Annotated in this window: 16 protein-coding genes; 14 read left to right on the top strand and 2 right to left on the bottom strand. The window is 32.3% G+C overall.

Annotation, left to right across the window (positions count from 1 at the left end; all coding sequences use genetic code 11):
* The first annotated feature begins 99 nt into the window (after nucleotides 1-99).
* From ACHRVL_RS08735 to ACHRVL_RS08710, 6 genes are all read left to right on the top strand, one after another.
* Complete coding sequence (locus tag ACHRVL_RS08735; protein WP_089052313.1) at nucleotides 100-705, top strand: lactate utilization protein B/C; 606 nt, start codon at nucleotides 100-102, stop codon at nucleotides 703-705.
* Between the two features lies 1 nt (nucleotide 706).
* Entirely contained in the window at nucleotides 707-1,597 is an 891-nt protein-coding gene (locus ACHRVL_RS08730) for a phosphatidate cytidylyltransferase (protein ID WP_395411930.1), read from the top strand.
* On the top strand, nucleotides 1,587-2,240 hold the full coding sequence (locus tag ACHRVL_RS08725) for a phosphatidylserine decarboxylase family protein (protein ID WP_395411929.1): 654 nt from the start codon (nucleotides 1,587-1,589) through the stop codon (nucleotides 2,238-2,240). Before ACHRVL_RS08730 ends, ACHRVL_RS08725 begins: the two co-directional genes overlap by 11 nt.
* Complete coding sequence (locus ACHRVL_RS08720; RefSeq protein WP_089052316.1) at nucleotides 2,241-2,510, top strand: acyl-CoA-binding protein; 270 nt, start codon at nucleotides 2,241-2,243, stop codon at nucleotides 2,508-2,510.
* Between the two features lie 9 nt (nucleotides 2,511-2,519).
* Entirely contained in the window at nucleotides 2,520-3,299 is a 780-nt protein-coding gene (locus ACHRVL_RS08715; RefSeq protein ID WP_395411926.1) for a superoxide dismutase, read from the top strand.
* A 61-nt stretch (nucleotides 3,300-3,360) separates the two neighbouring features.
* Nucleotides 3,361-4,419 carry a glycoside hydrolase family 130 protein gene (locus tag ACHRVL_RS08710; RefSeq protein ID WP_395411923.1) on the top strand — a complete coding sequence of 353 codons (1,059 nt, stop codon included), beginning with the start codon at nucleotides 3,361-3,363 and terminating at the stop codon, nucleotides 4,417-4,419.
* Between the two features lie 50 nt (nucleotides 4,420-4,469).
* On the opposite strand, the gene ACHRVL_RS08705 is transcribed toward ACHRVL_RS08710, so the two are convergent.
* Entirely contained in the window at nucleotides 4,470-6,341 is a 1,872-nt protein-coding gene (locus ACHRVL_RS08705) for an alpha-amylase family glycosyl hydrolase (protein ID WP_395411921.1), read from the bottom strand.
* Between the two features lie 334 nt (nucleotides 6,342-6,675).
* On the opposite strand from ACHRVL_RS08705, the gene ACHRVL_RS08700 reads away from it, so the two are divergent.
* From ACHRVL_RS08700 to ACHRVL_RS08665, 8 genes are all read left to right on the top strand, one after another.
* A complete protein-coding gene (locus ACHRVL_RS08700) occupies nucleotides 6,676-8,358 on the top strand; it encodes an OstA-like protein (RefSeq protein ID WP_395411919.1) in 1,683 nt (560 codons plus the stop codon).
* Between the two features lie 38 nt (nucleotides 8,359-8,396).
* On the top strand, nucleotides 8,397-8,876 hold the full coding sequence (locus ACHRVL_RS08695; protein WP_395411916.1) for a hypothetical protein: 480 nt from the start codon (nucleotides 8,397-8,399) through the stop codon (nucleotides 8,874-8,876).
* A gap of 101 nt (nucleotides 8,877-8,977) precedes the next feature.
* Complete coding sequence (locus ACHRVL_RS08690) at nucleotides 8,978-10,177, top strand: aspartate aminotransferase family protein (RefSeq protein ID WP_395411914.1); 1,200 nt, start codon at nucleotides 8,978-8,980, stop codon at nucleotides 10,175-10,177.
* 217 nt (nucleotides 10,178-10,394) lie between these two features.
* Nucleotides 10,395-11,792, top strand: a complete 1,398-nt coding sequence (locus ACHRVL_RS08685; RefSeq protein ID WP_089052322.1) for a tetratricopeptide repeat protein — start codon at nucleotides 10,395-10,397, stop codon at nucleotides 11,790-11,792.
* On the top strand, nucleotides 11,792-12,541 hold the full coding sequence (locus ACHRVL_RS08680; protein WP_089052323.1) for a shikimate dehydrogenase: 750 nt from the start codon (nucleotides 11,792-11,794) through the stop codon (nucleotides 12,539-12,541). Before ACHRVL_RS08685 ends, ACHRVL_RS08680 begins: the two co-directional genes overlap by 1 nt.
* A 102-nt stretch (nucleotides 12,542-12,643) precedes the next feature.
* Nucleotides 12,644-13,369: a lipid A phosphoethanolamine transferase gene (locus ACHRVL_RS08675; protein WP_395411912.1), complete on the top strand. Its 726-nt coding sequence runs from the start codon at nucleotides 12,644-12,646 to the stop codon at nucleotides 13,367-13,369.
* A 291-nt stretch (nucleotides 13,370-13,660) separates the two neighbouring features.
* On the top strand, nucleotides 13,661-15,652 hold the full coding sequence (locus tag ACHRVL_RS08670) for a DUF349 domain-containing protein (RefSeq protein ID WP_395411910.1): 1,992 nt from the start codon (nucleotides 13,661-13,663) through the stop codon (nucleotides 15,650-15,652).
* A gap of 360 nt (nucleotides 15,653-16,012) precedes the next feature.
* On the top strand, nucleotides 16,013-16,432 hold the full coding sequence (locus ACHRVL_RS08665; RefSeq protein ID WP_395411907.1) for an OsmC family protein: 420 nt from the start codon (nucleotides 16,013-16,015) through the stop codon (nucleotides 16,430-16,432).
* 70 nt (nucleotides 16,433-16,502) lie between these two features.
* Here the strand turns inward: ACHRVL_RS08665 and ACHRVL_RS08660 are convergent, their stop codons facing one another.
* Nucleotides 16,503-17,774 (bottom strand): tetratricopeptide repeat protein, encoded by a 1,272-nt coding sequence (locus ACHRVL_RS08660; protein WP_395411905.1) that lies wholly within the window; start codon nucleotides 17,772-17,774, stop codon nucleotides 16,503-16,505.
* Nucleotides 17,775-17,793 lie beyond the last annotated feature (19 nt).

Below are 17,793 nucleotides of genomic sequence, written 5' to 3'. Positions count from 1 at the left end.
GTAATATTTTTTAAAATCTTAATTCAAAATAGCCTTTTGAATTAAGATTTTTTTATCTTTGAACGTTTTCAATTAACATGTAAAGCATTTCATATAAAAATGAATTTTTTCAAAAAAATATTTGGGTCCAGTGAATCCGCTTCTGACGAAGAACATGAAAGTGAATATGGAGGAAATCCAGTCCAAAATAGTCATTTGTCTCTTGACGAACAATTCATTTTCAATTTCAAAAAAAATGGCGGAAAATTCTTGTATTGCGAAAACAACCAAGAACTTGCTGAACAGTTTGAAAACATCCTTGAAGAAAATGATTGGTTTGAAAGTGAAGTATTATGCTACGAACCAGCTCTATTTAATTTATTAGATGAAAATAAATTATTTTATACTGCACCAACTAAACCAAAATTTCTTTTAGCGGTGTGTGAAAATCTTATAGCCGATGAAGGTTCTATTTTATTTTCATCAAAACAAATTAGACAAAACAAACCAAACGAGTTACCGGCAAATATTGTAATCATTGCCACTACAAGTCAAATTCTACCTATGAAAAGTGATGGTTTAACAGCCATTAAACGTAAATACGATAGAGATATTCCAACTAATATTACCACAATAAAATATTTCGAAAAAGCAAAAGAAGAAGATTTTACGCAATACGGAAGTGTTGCCAAGAATTTGTATTTACTGCTCTTAGAAGATCTTTAAGATGAATGAAACACTCAAGAGAACCATTTCTGGTGCTGTTTATATTGCTCTGTTATTAACTTCAATCTTGTTTTCGACTGAAAGCTTTATCCTCCTTTTTGGCATTTTTCTAATTATTACGATTTATGAGTTTTCTAATTTAGTAAATCTCAATAAAGTCTTTTCAATTTTATTTGGAACCTTGCTTTACAGCGCCATAGTACTTGTGAGCCATTACGGTAAACAAACAGCCGCTTACTTAAACAATTTATTCAAGTCAAATTTAAACTTAGAACTCAATATACAGCAGTTAGATTTAGTACTTCTTGCTGTTACAATTGTCGTTTCAATTAAATGTATTCTATTCTTATTTTATGACTCCGTTCAAAAAGTAAGCATCTCATCTAAATACTTATATTTATTAGGCTACATTACACTTCCTTTTATTTTTATTGTCAAAATTTCCTTCGGAACTAATGATTATAACCCAAAAATTATTCTTGGCTTATTCATCTTAATTTGGACTAATGACACTTTTGCTTATTTAGTTGGAAAATCTATGGGAAAACACAAACTTTTTGAGCGTGTTTCTCCTAAAAAAACAATTGAAGGATTTCTAGGCGGAGCTGTATTTGCTGCTTTTGCAGGTTTTTTGATTTCAAAATTATACATTCAGCCCAATCCTGCTTTTAGTAGTAAATCTATTTTAATATGGACTATAATCGCTTTAATTGTAAGTGTTTTTGGCACTATTGGTGATTTGATTGAATCAAAATTTAAAAGAATTGCAGGCGTAAAAGACAGCGGTTCTATCATGCCGGGACACGGCGGTATCTTAGATCGATTAGATAGTGTTATATTTGTAGCACCAATTATATTTTTATTTTATCAAATTTTATATTATGTTTCATAAAGAAGGAGCCCCATCTATTTTATTAGGAACAGTTTTTACTGTTGCCGTACTTGTAATTGCTGATAGATTTATAGATATCAATTGGCTGAGAATGCTTGTTCAAATAGCAGCATTATTAATTTTAATTATCATCTTACAATTTTTCAGAAACCCAAAAAGAATTGCGGTTAGAAACAGCGATCATATTCTTGCTCCTGTTGATGGAAAAGTGGTAGTTATTGAAGAAGTTTATGAAGGAGAGTATTTTAAAGATAAACGTTTACAAGTTTCTATCTTTATGTCGCCAATAAATGTTCACGTTACACGTTACGCAATGGACGGAATCATTAAATTCAGCAAATACCACCCTGGAAAATTTTTGGTTGCATGGCACCCAAAAGCTAGTGAAGAAAATGAAAGAACAACTGTGGTAATCGAAAATGACACTTTCGGACAAATACTATATAGACAAATTGCAGGTGCTTTGGCACGCAGAATTGTAAATTACGCTCAAGAAGGAATGCAGGTTATTCAAGGTACTGATGCCGGGTTTATAAAATTTGGTTCGAGAGTAGATTTATTTTTACCTTTAGGCACGCCAATTAATGTGGTTCTGGACCAAAAAGCAATTGGCGGAAAAACTATTATCGCTACAAAAGCTTAAATGACAAAAAAAGATTTAGATACTCGTTTTTCAGAGGCTGTTGAAACTGCTCTAAAAATGACTCAAGCCTCACTGCCGCAAGATGTGCAGCTAAGACTTTATGCCTATTACAAACAAGCAACTTTTGGAACTGCTGTGTATAATCAATCTGAGAATTTTGATTTACGAGATGCTTTCAAAACCAATGCTTGGATGCAGATTAGTCATATTTCTGTTGATGAAGCTAAAGAGTGTTATATCGAGATCATCAATTCATTAACATCAAAATAAATTAACATTATGAAGAAAAACATTGTCCTTTTCAGCATTTTGCCTTCATTTTTACTATTATTTTCTTGTAACGATAATAAACTAACTGAAGTTGTCGAGGTTCCTCTTCCTACTAAAGAAGAAAAAATAATGATCGGGTCGCCAAATGATGTAAAGGCAGATCCAGGCTCATTTGAAATGACAAAACTTCCTTTTGGATACGATGGATTATCTCCTGCAATAAGATCATTGACTTTAGAAACACATTATTCTAAGCACTATCTAACGTACACAAATAATTTCAACAAAGAAATTGTGTCTACTGAGTACGAAAATATGCCAATTGCAGACATTCTAAAAAAATTAGATTTAAGCAACGCAAAGCTTCGTCAGAATGCAGGAGGATATTACAATCATACTCTTTATTTCAATATCTTAACTCAAAAAGAACAAACTCCAAAAGATACTCTAGCAGGATCTATTAATAAAGAGTTTGGGTCTTTTAACAACTTAACCAATCAGTTTAAAGGACAGGCCGAAAAACAATTTGGTTCTGGATGGGTTTGGCTCGTTGTTGACAGATATGGAAAATTACAAATTACCACAACTGAAGATCAAGATAATCCATTAATGAAAAATGCATTAATTCCTGGAACACCAATTTTAGGTATTGACTTATGGGAACATGCCTATTATTTGGATTATCAAAATAGAAAAGGAAGTTATATCGATGCTTTTTACGAACATATAAACTGGGAAAAAGTAAACGAAAATTATATTGAAGCTTTGAAAAAAGTAAAAAAAGTATAACACAAAAAAGCTGATACAAAATTTGTATCAGCTTTTTTTATTTACCAAAGAAATACAATGTATGAAAGATATAGCCATTCGTTTTACAGAAAATCCATTGTTGTCGCCTTCCGATTTAACTCCAAGCAAAGAAGGATTGGAAATTACCTGTCTTTTAAATCCTGGAGTATTTCAATTTCAAAATAAAACTTGGCTCCTTGTAAGAGTTGCTGAGCGACCAAAACAAATCGAAAACAGTATCTCTTTTCCAATATTAACCAATAACGGTACTATTGAAATCATTAAGATTAAAAAAGACGATCCCGAATTAATAGCAACAGACGCAAGAGTAATAAACTATAAAGGTGCTGATTATTTAACCACACTTTCACATCTTCGCTTATTATGCAGTGAAGATGGCCACACTTTTTATGAGCCAGAAAATTACCCATCACTGGTTGGAGAAGGCATACTGGAAACGTTTGGAATCGAAGATTGCCGCGTTGTCTTGATTGATGGAGTTTATTATCTGACTTTTACTGCTGTATCAGAAAATGGTGTTGGTGTTGGCTTACGAACTACTGTAGATTGGCAAAAATTTAAAAAGCACGGCATGATATTACCTCCTCACAATAAAGATTGTGCTATTTTTGATGAAAAAATAAACGGCTTATTTTACGCATTACACCGTCCCAGCAGCGTAGACATCGGAGGCAATTATATCTGGATAGCTTCATCTCCAGATGGTATTCACTGGGGAAATCATCATTGCATTATCAAAACTAGAAACGAATATTGGGACAGTAAAAGAGTTGGCGCCGGAGCTTCACCTATAAAAACCACAAAAGGCTGGTTAGAAATTTATCATGGAGCCAATGAAAATCATCAATATTGTTTAGGTGCTTTTTTAATGGATCTTGAAGACCCAACAAAAGTTCTTGCCAGAACGGAAGACCCAATTATGTTTCCTAAAACAAATTACGAATTAAGCGGATTTTTTGGAAATGTTGTATTTACAAATGGTCATATTTTAGATCCCAATGAAGAAAGACTGACTATTTATTATGGTGCATCAGATGAGTTTGTCTGCGGTGCTCAATTTTCGATTACAGAAATCCTTTCCCTTTTAATAGATATCTAAAAAGCTTGTTTAAAGAATCAAATAATCACTTCAAACAAGCTTTTTTTATATTATTGCAGCTCAAAAATAAATGATTCAGAAGGCAGAATTTTAATTTTAGCCTTGCCTACTCCATTTTCCACTTTTAGCAATACAGAATTTTGCTGATACAATTGATTTGTAAGTTTATACTCTCCCTCTTTTAAATTCCATTTTACAATGACATCCGCGGGAATTTTCAATTCGAATTCACTAGTTTTTTCTGAAGAAAAATTAGCAATAACAACCAGTTTTTGATTTTCAGACCAGCGAACAAACGAATAAATAAACTCATCATAATTAACTGTACTTTGACGGTTTACTGATTGTATTTCCTGAAAACTTCCCATTAAAGCTGAACTTTTTAGCGAGAAGTTCAATAATCGTTTATAAAAGTCACGTAAAGTTTTTTCAGAATCGGATAATTGTCCGCCATCAAACTTTCCGTCATTCATCCATTTTTGATGATTTGGAACTCCGATATAATCGAAAATTGATGTTCTGGAACGTTTTCCAAAACCAGCATCTTCATTGCCAGCCTCTCCTACTTCTTGTCCAAAATAAATCATCGTAGGCGATGTGCTTAAAGTTGTCGAAACCACCATTAAAGGTTTTCCTTTTTCTGGAGTTCCTGCAAACTCAGGACTTGCCAAACGCTGCTCATCATGATTGTCTAAAAAATGAAGCATATGATGCTCAATATCTGCCATTCCTTTTTGAATATCTGATAATCCATCTGGAGAAGATTTCCCTCGAATAATATCTTTCAGTTTATCATATGTTTCTACTTTATCATACAAATAATCCATTTTTCCTAAACGAATATAATTCCTATATTCATTTGGATTATAAACTTCTGCCAATAAAAAAGCATTCGGATTATTCATTTTGATTGAAGAGTTCATATAACTCCAAAATTCGTAAGGTACCATTTCGGCCATATCATAACGGAAACCATCAACTCCTTTTGCTGTCCAATAAAGTGCAATATCCTTGAACTTTTTCCAAGAATCTGGAACATCTTTATCCTGCCAAAATGCAAAATGCTCTTGATAGGATTTTTGGTCAAAGCCAGCAGGAAGTTCAGGAAAATCTTTAGTTCCGTCTGGACGCACTCCATAGTTTACTTTTACAGTTTCATACCAATCGTTTTGATCTGGTTTTACTTTACGCGAACCATTTCCTGTCCATTTTGCAGGATTCTCATCAAAAAAACCATCAACCATAGGATTTTTTTCTCCGTTTAACGGAATATCTCCATCAGGAATTTCAAAATGTGCTTTTGGAATGTAGTAAAAGTTGTTATCTCTTTTATATTCAACATTTGCATCGTCATCGGCGCCAAAATCTCTTACTCCTTCAGGGTTATTTTTTCCTTCATATTTTCTCGCAATATGATTGGGAACAATATCAATAATCAATTTTAGACCCGCTTTATGCGTTCGAGTAATTAAGTTGTCAAATTCCTGTAATCTATTTGCTGGATTTACTGCCAAATCTGGATTTACATTATAATAATCCTTAACCGCATAAGGCGATCCTGCACGACCTTTTACTACCTCGGGATCATCATTTGAAATTCCGTATGCTGTATAATCACCTACCAAAGCATGATGCGGAACACCGGTATACCAAATATAAGTAACGCCTAAATCTTTAATTTCATGAAGTGCTTTATCAGTAAAATCATTAAACTTCCCTACTCCATTCTCTTCAATTGTTCCCCAAGGTTTATTGGTTTTATTTATATTACCAAACAATCGGGTAAAAACCTGATACACTACAACTTTATGTTCTTTTGAATTTTCTTCTTTTACTTCACTCATTTTTAAATCTTTTGTTTTACAGCCCGAAAACAAAATTGTTACGGCTGTTCCAACAGCAAATAATTTACTTTTTATCATATTTTTAAATCTAAGACATACTTTCTTGAACCAGAAACTTAAATTCTAATCCATGAACTAATTCCTAAATTTAGTTTATTTTCTACAACTCAAAGAACACAAATTTTTGATTTACACTTTTTAACTTCAAAAATGCATCACTACAACGTGAGAGTTAAACGTTTTGTTGATAAATTCAAATGAAGGTTCAAAGGCTCAAAGTGACAGAGGTTTTAAAATTGGAAAAACTTTGAACCTTTGCGACTCTGAACCTAAAAATAAACATTTATAAATTAATGCTAATAACAATATAAGGTTGTAACCTTTTTCATAAATTTGACAAAAATTTAATCACTTGAAGAAATTACTCTTTTTTATATCTTGTCTGCTTTTATTAAGCATACAATTCATTTCTGCACAAGCTTCAAAAACTGCTCAGACGCCAAAAAAAATTAACATAGAGCATTCTGATTTCTTAGATGTTGATCAAGTTTTGGTACCTGATGGAATTTTACTAACTGGAAATGTAAAGGTAAATCATGATGGTGTTGTTCTTACTTGCAACAAAGCCTACTTTTTTCAAAAAGAAAACTACTTAAAAGCCTTCGGAAATGTACAGTTGGTTCAAGGTGACACCTTGTTTCTAAACAGTAAATATGCAGAGTACAGCGGAAATATCAAAAAAGCATTTGCAACAGGAAACGCTGTAATGACTTCGCCAGATGCAACTTTACAAACAGATGCAATCAATTTTGATCGAAATGTTCAAGAAGTTTTTTATAACACTAAAGGAACTATCATCAACAAAGACAATACGTTAGTTAGTAAATCAGGAAAGTACTTTGTTTCAGAGAAAAAATTTCAGTTTTTAACTGCAGTTACACTTACAAACCCAAAATATGTTGTAAAATCAAACCATTTAGATTATTACAGTAATTCGGGACACACCTATTTACTTGGACCATCAACCATAACTAGTAAAGCCAACTATATTTATACAGAAAAAGGGTTTTATGATACCAAAAAAAACCTCGCCCATTTTTTGCGAAAATCGTATATAAAATATGATGATCGACTTATAGAAGGTGATAGTTTGTATTATAACCGAAATACCGAATTTGCATCGGCAACTCGAAATGTAAAAATAACCGATTCTATAAATCGAGGTATTGTAAAAGGCCATTATGCCGAAGTTTACAAACTAAAAGACTCCATGTTTGTAACCAAAAGAGCTGTTGCGGTTAACTTTGTAGAAAATGACTCTGTATATATTCATGGTCAAAAACTGATGGTTACAGGAAAAGAAGGCGAACGTATTTTAAGGGCTTTTAAAAATGTACGTTTTTTCAAAACAGACATGAGTGGTAAATGTGATTCGATACATTCTAATTCTAAAACGGCTTTAACCAAACTTATTGGAAATCCAATTTTATGGAATGGAGGCAGTCAGATTACTGGTGATATTATGCACCTAATTGGCGATAATAATACTAAAAAACTAGATTCTTTAAAAGTCCTCAATAATACTTTCCTTATCTCAAAAGATACATTAGGAACGGGCTACAATCAAGTCAAGGGCCTTAATTTATTTGGAAAATTCAGAGAGGGCAAACTTCATGATGTAGATGTTATTAAAAACACCGAAGTTGTCTATTTTATGAGGAATGACGCCAATGAATTAATTGGGATCAATAAAAATGTAAGCAGTAAAATTAATTTGATTCTAGAAAATAACGCGGTAGAAACTATTACATTCTTTAACAAGGTCGACGGCGATATTTATCCTGAAGAAGATTTACCTGAAAATGCACGTAAATTGAGAGGTTTCGTTTGGCGCGGCGACGAAAGGATAAAATCAAAAGATGATATTTTTACTGCCGAGGATAATGAAATGAATGACAAACTTGTAAAACAAGGAAAGGACGAGGAAGCTAAAGAGAATGTCCCAATGAAAGTCAGGAAAGAGACACGAGATTACGACAAAAAGAAATCCGCTGCTAAACCTGTTGCCAAAGAAAATAAAAAAAGCAGCAAGTGATAGCTCTCAAATTCTAAGTTTACACAGCGTTCACAAAAATGAAAATATTTCCAACAAGTAATTACAGCTTCAAAACAATTGGAGAACCAGTAGAATCTCTTGAACGTTTAAAGAGAAAAACACAAATTTCTGAGAGCTTAAGCTCGAAAATTACAGATAAATCTTTTCTTGGAATTATTAACAACAATAGCTTTCGAATAATTTCATCTGAAATTGGAAAAGGTGCATTCTGTGTTTTAAATGGAGAGATTAGTAACAAAAACGGAACTGTAAGCATAGAGATAAACAAAACTTTTCAAATTTTGTTAAGCATCATTTTATGTCTGCCAATTGCAGGTCTTATCGCTCAATTATTTAGTCAAGAACCGAATTTGGTTGTTATATTAATTACAGCCACGACAGTTCAAATCCTAATGATTCGGTTTATTTTTATTGAATTAGCATTTAGACGTTTATCCAAAAGAAGTTTAAGCCGATTGAGTGATGTATTAGATATTGAGTCTATTGAAAAAATATAACAAATCATCAAATGTATTTAGGCTCTAATTTTAAAGATTACATACAATTAGCTTTAAGACTTTTAAACCTTAGTACCTTTGTTACTTTGAACCTTTAAAAAATGAATCCAGATTTTATAAAATACCAAGCACAAACATCTCCATATCCATTAGGAATGGAAGTTTCGCATGCCATTGGTTCCTATATTTACGATACTAGTAATAAAAAATATTTAGACTTTGTTGCCGGGGTTTCGGCTTGTACATTAGGACATCAACACCCAAGAGTCAATCAAGCCATAAAAGACCAATTAGACAAATATTCTCACGTAATGGTTTACGGAGAATACTCGCAAAGTCCTGCTGTTCAATATTGCAAATTAATGGCTTCTCTGCTTCCTGAATCTTTAAATAAAACCTATTTAGTAAATTCAGGTACAGAAGCAATTGAAGGTGCCTTAAAACTAGCCAAAAGAGTAACTGGACGAAGCCAGCTTATTTCTTGTCACAACGCATATCACGGAAACACAATGGGCTCTATGAGCGTTATGGGATTTGAAGAGCGCAAACAAGCTTTTCGCCCTTTACTTCCTGATGTAGATTTTATTACTTTTAATAACGAAGCTGATTTAGAAAAAATCACAACTAGAACAGCGGCAATTTTATTAGAAACTATTCAAGGCGGAGCTGGTTTTATTCAGCCTGAGAATAATTTTCTGCAAAAGGTACGCAAGCGTTGTGATGAAGTTGGTGCAATGTTTATTGTAGATGAAATTCAACCTGGATTTGGAAGAACCGGAAAACTTTTTGGCTTTCAAAACTACGACGTTATTCCCGATATTGTAGTAATGGGAAAAGGCATGGGAGGCGGAATGCCTGTGGGAGCTTTTACAGCTTCAGCAGAAAAAATGGATCTTCTAACCGAAAATCCAAAACTTGGACATATTACTACTTTTGGAGGTCATCCTGTCATTGCGTCAGCCTGTCTTGCTACTTTGCAGGAATTAACTGAAACAAATTTAATGCAGCAAACTTTAGAGAAAGAAAAACTCTTTAGATCGCTTTTGGTACATCCTTTGATAAAAGAAGTAAGAGGAAAGGGATTAATGCTTGCCGCTATGACTGAAACGGCCGAAATAACCAATCAGGTCATTTTAAACTGTCAAGACAAAGGACTAATTTTATTCTGGCTGCTCTTTGAAGGATGCGCTATAAGAATAACACCGCCATTAACTATTTCAGAAGAAGAAATAAAGGAAGGCTGTGCCATAATTTTAAGTGTTATGGATGAAATATTGAAAAAGGAACAAACTAAAAATTAAGCCTTATTTCAACAGCAAATGGAACTTGCTTGACATCTCAGTTACTAAATATAATAATCAAATAATCTTTTTGTTATCAGAAGATTATGACTAAAAACAGAAACGGAATTCTGTCCATATTGTTAATTAAATTGTTCACAACAATTAATTTTCCTTTCCCACATCAATAATATGGTTGCCTAATTTTATAACAGGCTAATTTCAAATAAAACAAAGTATGCAATTAAGCAACGAAGAAGAAGATTATAACCTATCCCTATCCAAATTTGAGTCGATGTTAAAAACTAACAAAGTACTCTTTTTTGATTCTGAAGAATTTGAAGAAATCATTCTTCATTATTTAGACATAGGCAAGGCTAATTTAGCAAAAAAGGCCTTAAAACTTGCATTAGACCAACATCCAAAATCTACAGGCTTAAAATTAGTACAAGTAGAAATGCTGGTTTATGACGACAAACTTGAAATCGCTGAAAAGCTTTTAAACGAGTTATATGCGATTGAACCTAACAACGAGGAAATTTATATCCAGAAAGCCAATATTTGTTCAAAAAGAGATCAACACGAAAAAGCGGTAGAATTACTTAAAATAGCGCTGCAATATACAGATGACTACGCTGACGTGTATAACTTAATTGGAATGGAATATCTTTTTATGGATAACCTCGAAATGGCAAAAGACAGCTTTATCAAATGTCTTGAAGAAGACTTAGAAGATCAATCTGCCTTATACAATGTGGTTTATTGTTTTGAATTTTTAGATCAAAATCAAGAAGCCATTCTCTATCTTAATGAGTACATTAACAAAAATCCGTACAGCGAAATTGCTTGGCATCAGCTTGGGCGCTTGCATTACGGAGTAAAAGAATACGAAAATGCAATTCGCGCTTTTGATTATGCAACCTTAATCGACGATGAGTTTTTAGGTGCATTTATGGAAAAAGCCAAAGCTTATGAACGTCTAAAAAAATACAATGAAGCGATAGAAAGCTATAATCGTACAATCGAATTAGACGACGCAACTTCTTATGCCTTATTACGTATTGGAAAATGCTACGAAAAACTTGGAAATTCGATAAAAGCGTTACAATATTACAATCAAACTGTACACGAAGATCCACTTTTAGATAAAGGATGGATTGCGATTACAGATTTTTATGTTCGCCAAAAGAACTTTCAAAAAGCGTTGTTTTTTGTCAATAAAGCTTTAGCTATCGACAATCAAAATCGCTTATACTGGAAGCGCTATGCAACTATAAACAAACAAATGAACTTTTTTGAAGAAGCTGAATTTGGTTATAGAAAAGCAGTCGAATTTGGAGATCATGCTTTAGATACCTGGTTATTTTGGGTTGATATTCTTCAGTTTTTAGGAGAATTTGACAGCGCAATACAAACCTTATTACAAGCTTCTGAATATTTTCCAGAAGAAAATGAAATCGAATATCGTTTGGCAGGATTGTACTTTATGATTCAGGATAACACAAAAGCAAAATTTCATTTAAGTAATGGATTACGCTTAAACTTCGATAATTATATTTTAATCGAAGATTTATTTCCAGTAGTTTGGACAAAAAAAACAGTTAGAAATTATATCGAAAAACACAGAAAACAATAATGATTGGTATTTTAAAAAGACGTTTTGGCTTACTAGGTCGTAATATTAGTTACTCATTTTCAAAAGGTTATTTCACAGAGAAATTCAACGATGAAGTTTTTGCCGGTAACACCTATGAAAATTTTGATATTTCTGAAATTGACCATTTCAAAGGATTAATCAAGAATAATCCTGATTTAAAAGGACTAAATGTAACAATTCCTTACAAAGAGCAAGTCATTCCCTTTTTAGATAAACTTTCAAAAAAAGCAGCTCTAATTGGCGCTGTAAACACAATTAAATTCACTAAAAAAGGCAAACTAAAAGGATACAATACTGATTATTATGGTTTTAAAAAATCGTTAAAACCTTTATTAGAACCACATCATAAAAAAGCACTTATTCTAGGCACAGGCGGCGCATCAAAAGGCGTTGCCTTTGCTCTAGATGAACTTGATATTCCGTACATTTTTGTTTCAAGAGAAGCAAAAGAAAATATCATTGATTATAATTTAATCAACGCTACTACTTTTGATAATTTCAAAATCATCATCAATTGTACACCAGTAGGCACAAGTCCAAACATAGAAGCTTGTCCAGATCTTCCGTACGAGTTTTTTACAGACAAGCATATTGCTTATGACTTAATTTACAATCCGGCAGAAACTCAATTCTTAAAAAATGCGAAAGAAAGAGGAGCTGTAATAAAAAATGGATACGATATGCTTATTTTTCAGGCAGAAAAAGCTTGGAAAATATGGAACAAGTAATATGCACATAAAATAAAAATAGTAAAGTATTTTTTTATAAATTAGACTACTCATTAATAAGTAGTTATGAAAAAATCGCCGCTATTTTTTTTTATATGCTTTTTGATTACATTTTCTGCAGAGGCACAGGACTCTAGTGATATCGACATAAATTCATCAAACCTTTATTCAGAAGCCCGTTATCATTACTATCTAAAAACAATTTTACTTTTTAATGAATATTTAGATACAGACAATGGCTCGTTTAATACAACTGAACTTCGATTCTTACATCCAATTGCAAACAAAGCTTGGAATTTAAGAGTTGATCTTCCATTAGTTTCCGCCAATACTTCTTCTATCAATAAAACCGGGATTGGAGATATTGGTGTTGGCGTAAGCTATATTCCTTACTTAGAACAAAAAAATGGCGGAATTGCTTTTCGTGCACGAATACTTTCAAATTCAGCGGCCGATCCTGCTTTAGGATCTGGAAAATGGATATTTGCTCCTGCAGTATTTTTTGGAAAATATCTAATTCCGAATAAACTTCTATGGATTACTTCATTAGAAAATCAAAGCAGTTTTGCAGGATCCAGTAATAGAAATGACATTAATACCACAGCATTCGAAAACTACTTTATGTACATTATGGGTAAAAACTGGATTGCTGCCGACGCCGCTTTTAGATACAATGCCATAAATAAAGGCTTTCCTAATAATGCTTTTATAGAATTTGGCAGAAAAATTACTAAAAATGATATGGCGTATATTCATCCAAGTATTGCATTTGGCGGTTACAAAACCTACAACTTTGGTATCGAAGTCGGAATGCTAATCTTGTTTTAAGCTCTTTCTTTAGAAGATTGTTTAACAGTCGCTCCTTTCTCCATTCAACTAACAAAAGCAATATTCCTCAATAGAAGTGCAAATTTCAAAGCTTTTTTCTTAAAAGAATATCTATTCTCAATTTAAATTTACTTCAAAAAAAAATCTAAAAAACAGATATCATATTTCTAAACATCTTCATTAAATAAGAATTTCATCGTAAAATAGCGTATAAACAAACGATTTATTTTGTATTTAGAAACACCTTTACTATCTTTCGCACTGTTAAAGTAAAAACCTTATACATTTAAAATGTTAGAAGAAAAGAATGATAACCTGCAAGAAGCAGACGGAAAATTAGAAATCGATACTACTGATTCTACACAAAACGATACTATAGAAACACCCGTTTCTGAAACAGTATCTGAAAATTCAATTTCGAATACTGAAGTTGAAGAAGAAAAAAATGTAGAAACTGAAGAGACAGATCATCAAAATGCGCTGGATGCCATCACAAATTCTAATGCTGAAGAAAGTGAAGATGAAACGCTGAAAGAGCGTCATGATATTCCTATGAAGGATTATCACACTTTTACATTGGACGCCCTTGTTGACGAGTTAAAGAAATTGGTAAACATAGACAAAATAATGTCTGTAAAAGACCATATTGAAGAAATAAAGAAATCATTTTTACTACAATACAATCATCTTATAGAAGAGAAAAAAGAAGAATTTAATGCTTCAAAAGAAGATCCAAACGAAGAGTTTGAATATCATTCTCCTTTGAAATCTAAATTTGATGAATATTATAATGTTTTTAGAGAGAAAAGAAATGCTCACTTTAAACATTTACAAAGCAACTTAAAATCAAACTTAGACAATCGTCTTGCGATTGTAGAAGAGTTAAAAGAGTTGATAAATCCGCAGGAAAACATAAAAGACACTCTTAAACACTTTAATGATCTAAGAGAAAGATGGAAAAATGCCGGAGCAATTCCTAAAGATAAATACAATCACGTTTGGAACAACTACCATTTTCATGTAGAAAATTTTTATGATTATCTGCATTTAGATCGTGAAGCCAGAGATTTAGACTTTAAACACAATTTAGAGCAAAAACAAAAAATTATTGCAAGAGTTGAAGAACTTGTAAATGAAAGCGATATAAGCAAAGCTTTCCGTGAATTACAAGATTTACATAGACTTTGGAAGGAAGATATTGGTCCTGTTTCTAAAGAACACCGTGATACAATCTGGAACAAGTTTAGTGAACTGACAAAAAAGATTCATGACAAAAGAGAACTTTTGTTTGAAAGTCAGCGTGCAAACGAACACAACAATCTTGAAGCAAAAAAAGAAATCATTGCTAAGATTGAAGTTTTAGGAACAGAGAAAGTAAATTCGCACTCGCAATGGCTGGTTCAAATTCAAAAAGTTGAAACACTTAGAAATGAGTTTTTCGCAGCAGGAAAAGTACCATCTGAAGTAAATGAAGAAACTTGGGCTGCATTCAAAACTGCCGTAAGAAACTTTAATGCATTTAAAAATTCGTTTTATAAAGACATTAAAAAAGATCAAAACGACAATTTGAACAAGAAAATGGCTCTTGTTGCTAAAGCTAAAGAATTACAGGAAAGCGTTGACTTTAACACAACTACTCCAATCATGAAACAAATTCAAGAAGAATGGAAACAGATTGGTCACGTTCCTAAAAAATATTCAGACAAAATCTGGAAAGAATTTAAGGATGCCTGCAATCATTATTTTGACAAACTAAAAGAACATAAATCAGAAGAAAACGGTGACGAAGTTGCTGCTTTTGACAACAAAAAAGCCTACTTAGATATTCTTCGTACTTATCAGTTGACAGGAGATCACAAAACTGATTTAGATGCGATTAAAAAACATATTGAAATCTGGAAAGGTTACGGAAAAGTTCCATTTTCAAGACGTCATATTGAAGGAAAATTCAATAAAATCCTTGATGCTCTTTTTGAAAAATTAAGTTTAAGCAAAAAAGAAACTGAAATGATTCGTTTTTCTAATCGAATTGATTCATTGAGCGACAGTAATGATACGCGCAAATTAGACAATGAAAAGATTTTCTTGATGCGTAAAATTGAGGAAGTTCAAAATGAAATTTTCCAATTAGAAAATAATATTCAGTTTTTTGCCAATACTAAAAACGCCAAAAAAGAGAATTCAATTGTTCTTGAAGTTCGCAAAAATATAGCGATCCACAAAGAAAGCCTTGATGTTTGGAAAGATAAATTGAAACAATTAAGAAACTTAGGTCAAGAATAACGTTTTAAGTTTAAACAATAAAAAAAGGTGTAATGATTTATTCGTTGCACCTTTTTTATGTTAAAACGTTTTTTTTGACCGCAAAGCACGCTAAATTTTTATATGCAAACTTGTTATAAACACACAAAGTTCGCAAAGCTTATTCAATACAAAGCTTTGCGAACTTTGTGTTTTTCTAACCGCAATGTAAAACAAAAATCTTAGCGTGCTTTGCGGTAAAATTCGTCCCAACCTTAATCTCATTTCAACCCGAGATTTAACATTATCATCAAATTTCGTAAAACCGTTCTAAAAAATATTGTTTATATTTGATAATCAACAAAGTAACCACACTAGTATTAATTCTAATAACGACAGAAAATGAAATTTACAAGAAAAGCAAATGCCAACTGGCAAGGAACCGGTATGGAAGGAAAAGGAACTATAAGTACACAAAGCACAACTTTAGACAAAGCACAACTCTCTTTTAAGACAAGATTTGCAGATGGCGTTGGTACAAATCCTGAAGAATTAGTCGCTGCAGCTCATTCAGGCTGTTTTACGATGCAATTAAGTTTTTTACTTAACGAAGCTGGTTTTACCGCTGATGATTTATCTACAGAAGCAACAGTAACTTTTGAAGATGGTTCAATTACTTTAATTCATTTGGATTTAAAAGGAAAAGTTCCTGGAATTTCTGTAGAAGAATTTGAAAAAACAGCCGCAAAAGCAAAAGAAATCTGTCCGATTTCTAAACTCTTAAACACAACAATCACTCTTTCAGCCGCACTTGTAAATTAAGCTGAAAACAAAGCATAAAAAAAACATCAGCCGCGGCTGATGTTTTTTTTTATATAACAGGTAAAAGCTATTAGTTCATTGTAGCTTTTAAAGCTTTTGCTTCAGCAGTCATTTCTAACGCTTTGTAAACTCCTAATAATGTTTTAGAAACATCTTCGTTTTTAGGATCTAACTCGTTTGCTTTTTTAAGGTAAGGAATTACTCCTTTGAAAACTTGCTCTCTTTGCGCTTTTAAAACATCGTAACGTTTCATATCTTTTGCAGAAGTTCCCAATTTATTCATTTCATCAATAATTGGTCTTTCAGCTTCTAATTTTAATGCAGCAAGGTTAAGATATGCATTAGTATAACTAGGATTGATTTCGATAGCTTTTAAGTAATATTTCTCAGCATCAGCAGCATTCTTTGCATTTGCGCTTAATACTCCTAAATTAAAAACTAAATCAGCATTGTTTGGTTCTTTTTCTAATGCTTCACCAACCAATTTTTTATACATATCGAAATCTTTAGTTTCTAAATATAAGTTGGCTTCTGTCAAAATCAAAGAAGTATCTTCTGGGTTTGTTTTTCTAGCATCAGAAATCGCTTTCTTAGCATCTTCAGTACGTCCTTTTTGAACTAAAATCAACGCTAAGTTTTTATAAATTTCACCTCTTTTTGAAGGAATAGTTTCTGTTTTAGGTTTTTCGTGAGTTCCTAATTTTACAGCTAAATCTCTTTCTTTTGCATTGTTAAAACCATCATCACTACCGCTTGCTTTATTTATTGCAGTATACATAGTTCCTTTTCCTGAATAGTTTAATTTTTTCAACTCTTCATACATTGGAAGTGCAGTATCAAAATCTTGAGCATTTACTGCTGTCGAAGCTGCATAATACAAATTGATAGTATCGTTTTTATCTAACAAATACGCTTCATATAATTTTTTAGCCCCTTCAGCACTTTTGTTCGATTGAGTATCAGCAATTGCAGAATTAATCAATTTACCTTTAATTTCCGTAATTGATGCTGCAGCCTGAGTTGAATACTTTTGTTTTCCAGATGCTTTTTCAACTTCAATTAATTTTTTATAACTGTCAGCAGCTGCAGATAAGTTTTTACTTTCTTCAACTTTTTTGTTTGCTAACTCTAAAAAAGCATTCCCTTGTACAAAATAGTACTGAGCCTGCTCAACATCTTTAGCATTAGCGATCAAGTTTTGAGCATCTTTTAATATAGTGATCGCTCCTTGAGCATCACCGCCTTTTAATGCCTTCTCAGCATTTTTAATTTGATCTTTTTGAGCAAAAGTAGCTACTGAAATCAGTAGAGCTGATGCAAGTATTACATATTTACTTTTCATAATGTTCAATTTGTATATT

It is taken from the genome of Flavobacterium sp. FlaQc-28 (assembly GCF_044007415.1).
Lineage (GTDB): Bacteria > Bacteroidota > Bacteroidia > Flavobacteriales > Flavobacteriaceae > Flavobacterium.
Note: the sequence above shows the minus strand (reverse complement) of the source record. Positions and strands in the feature narration are given on the sequence as shown.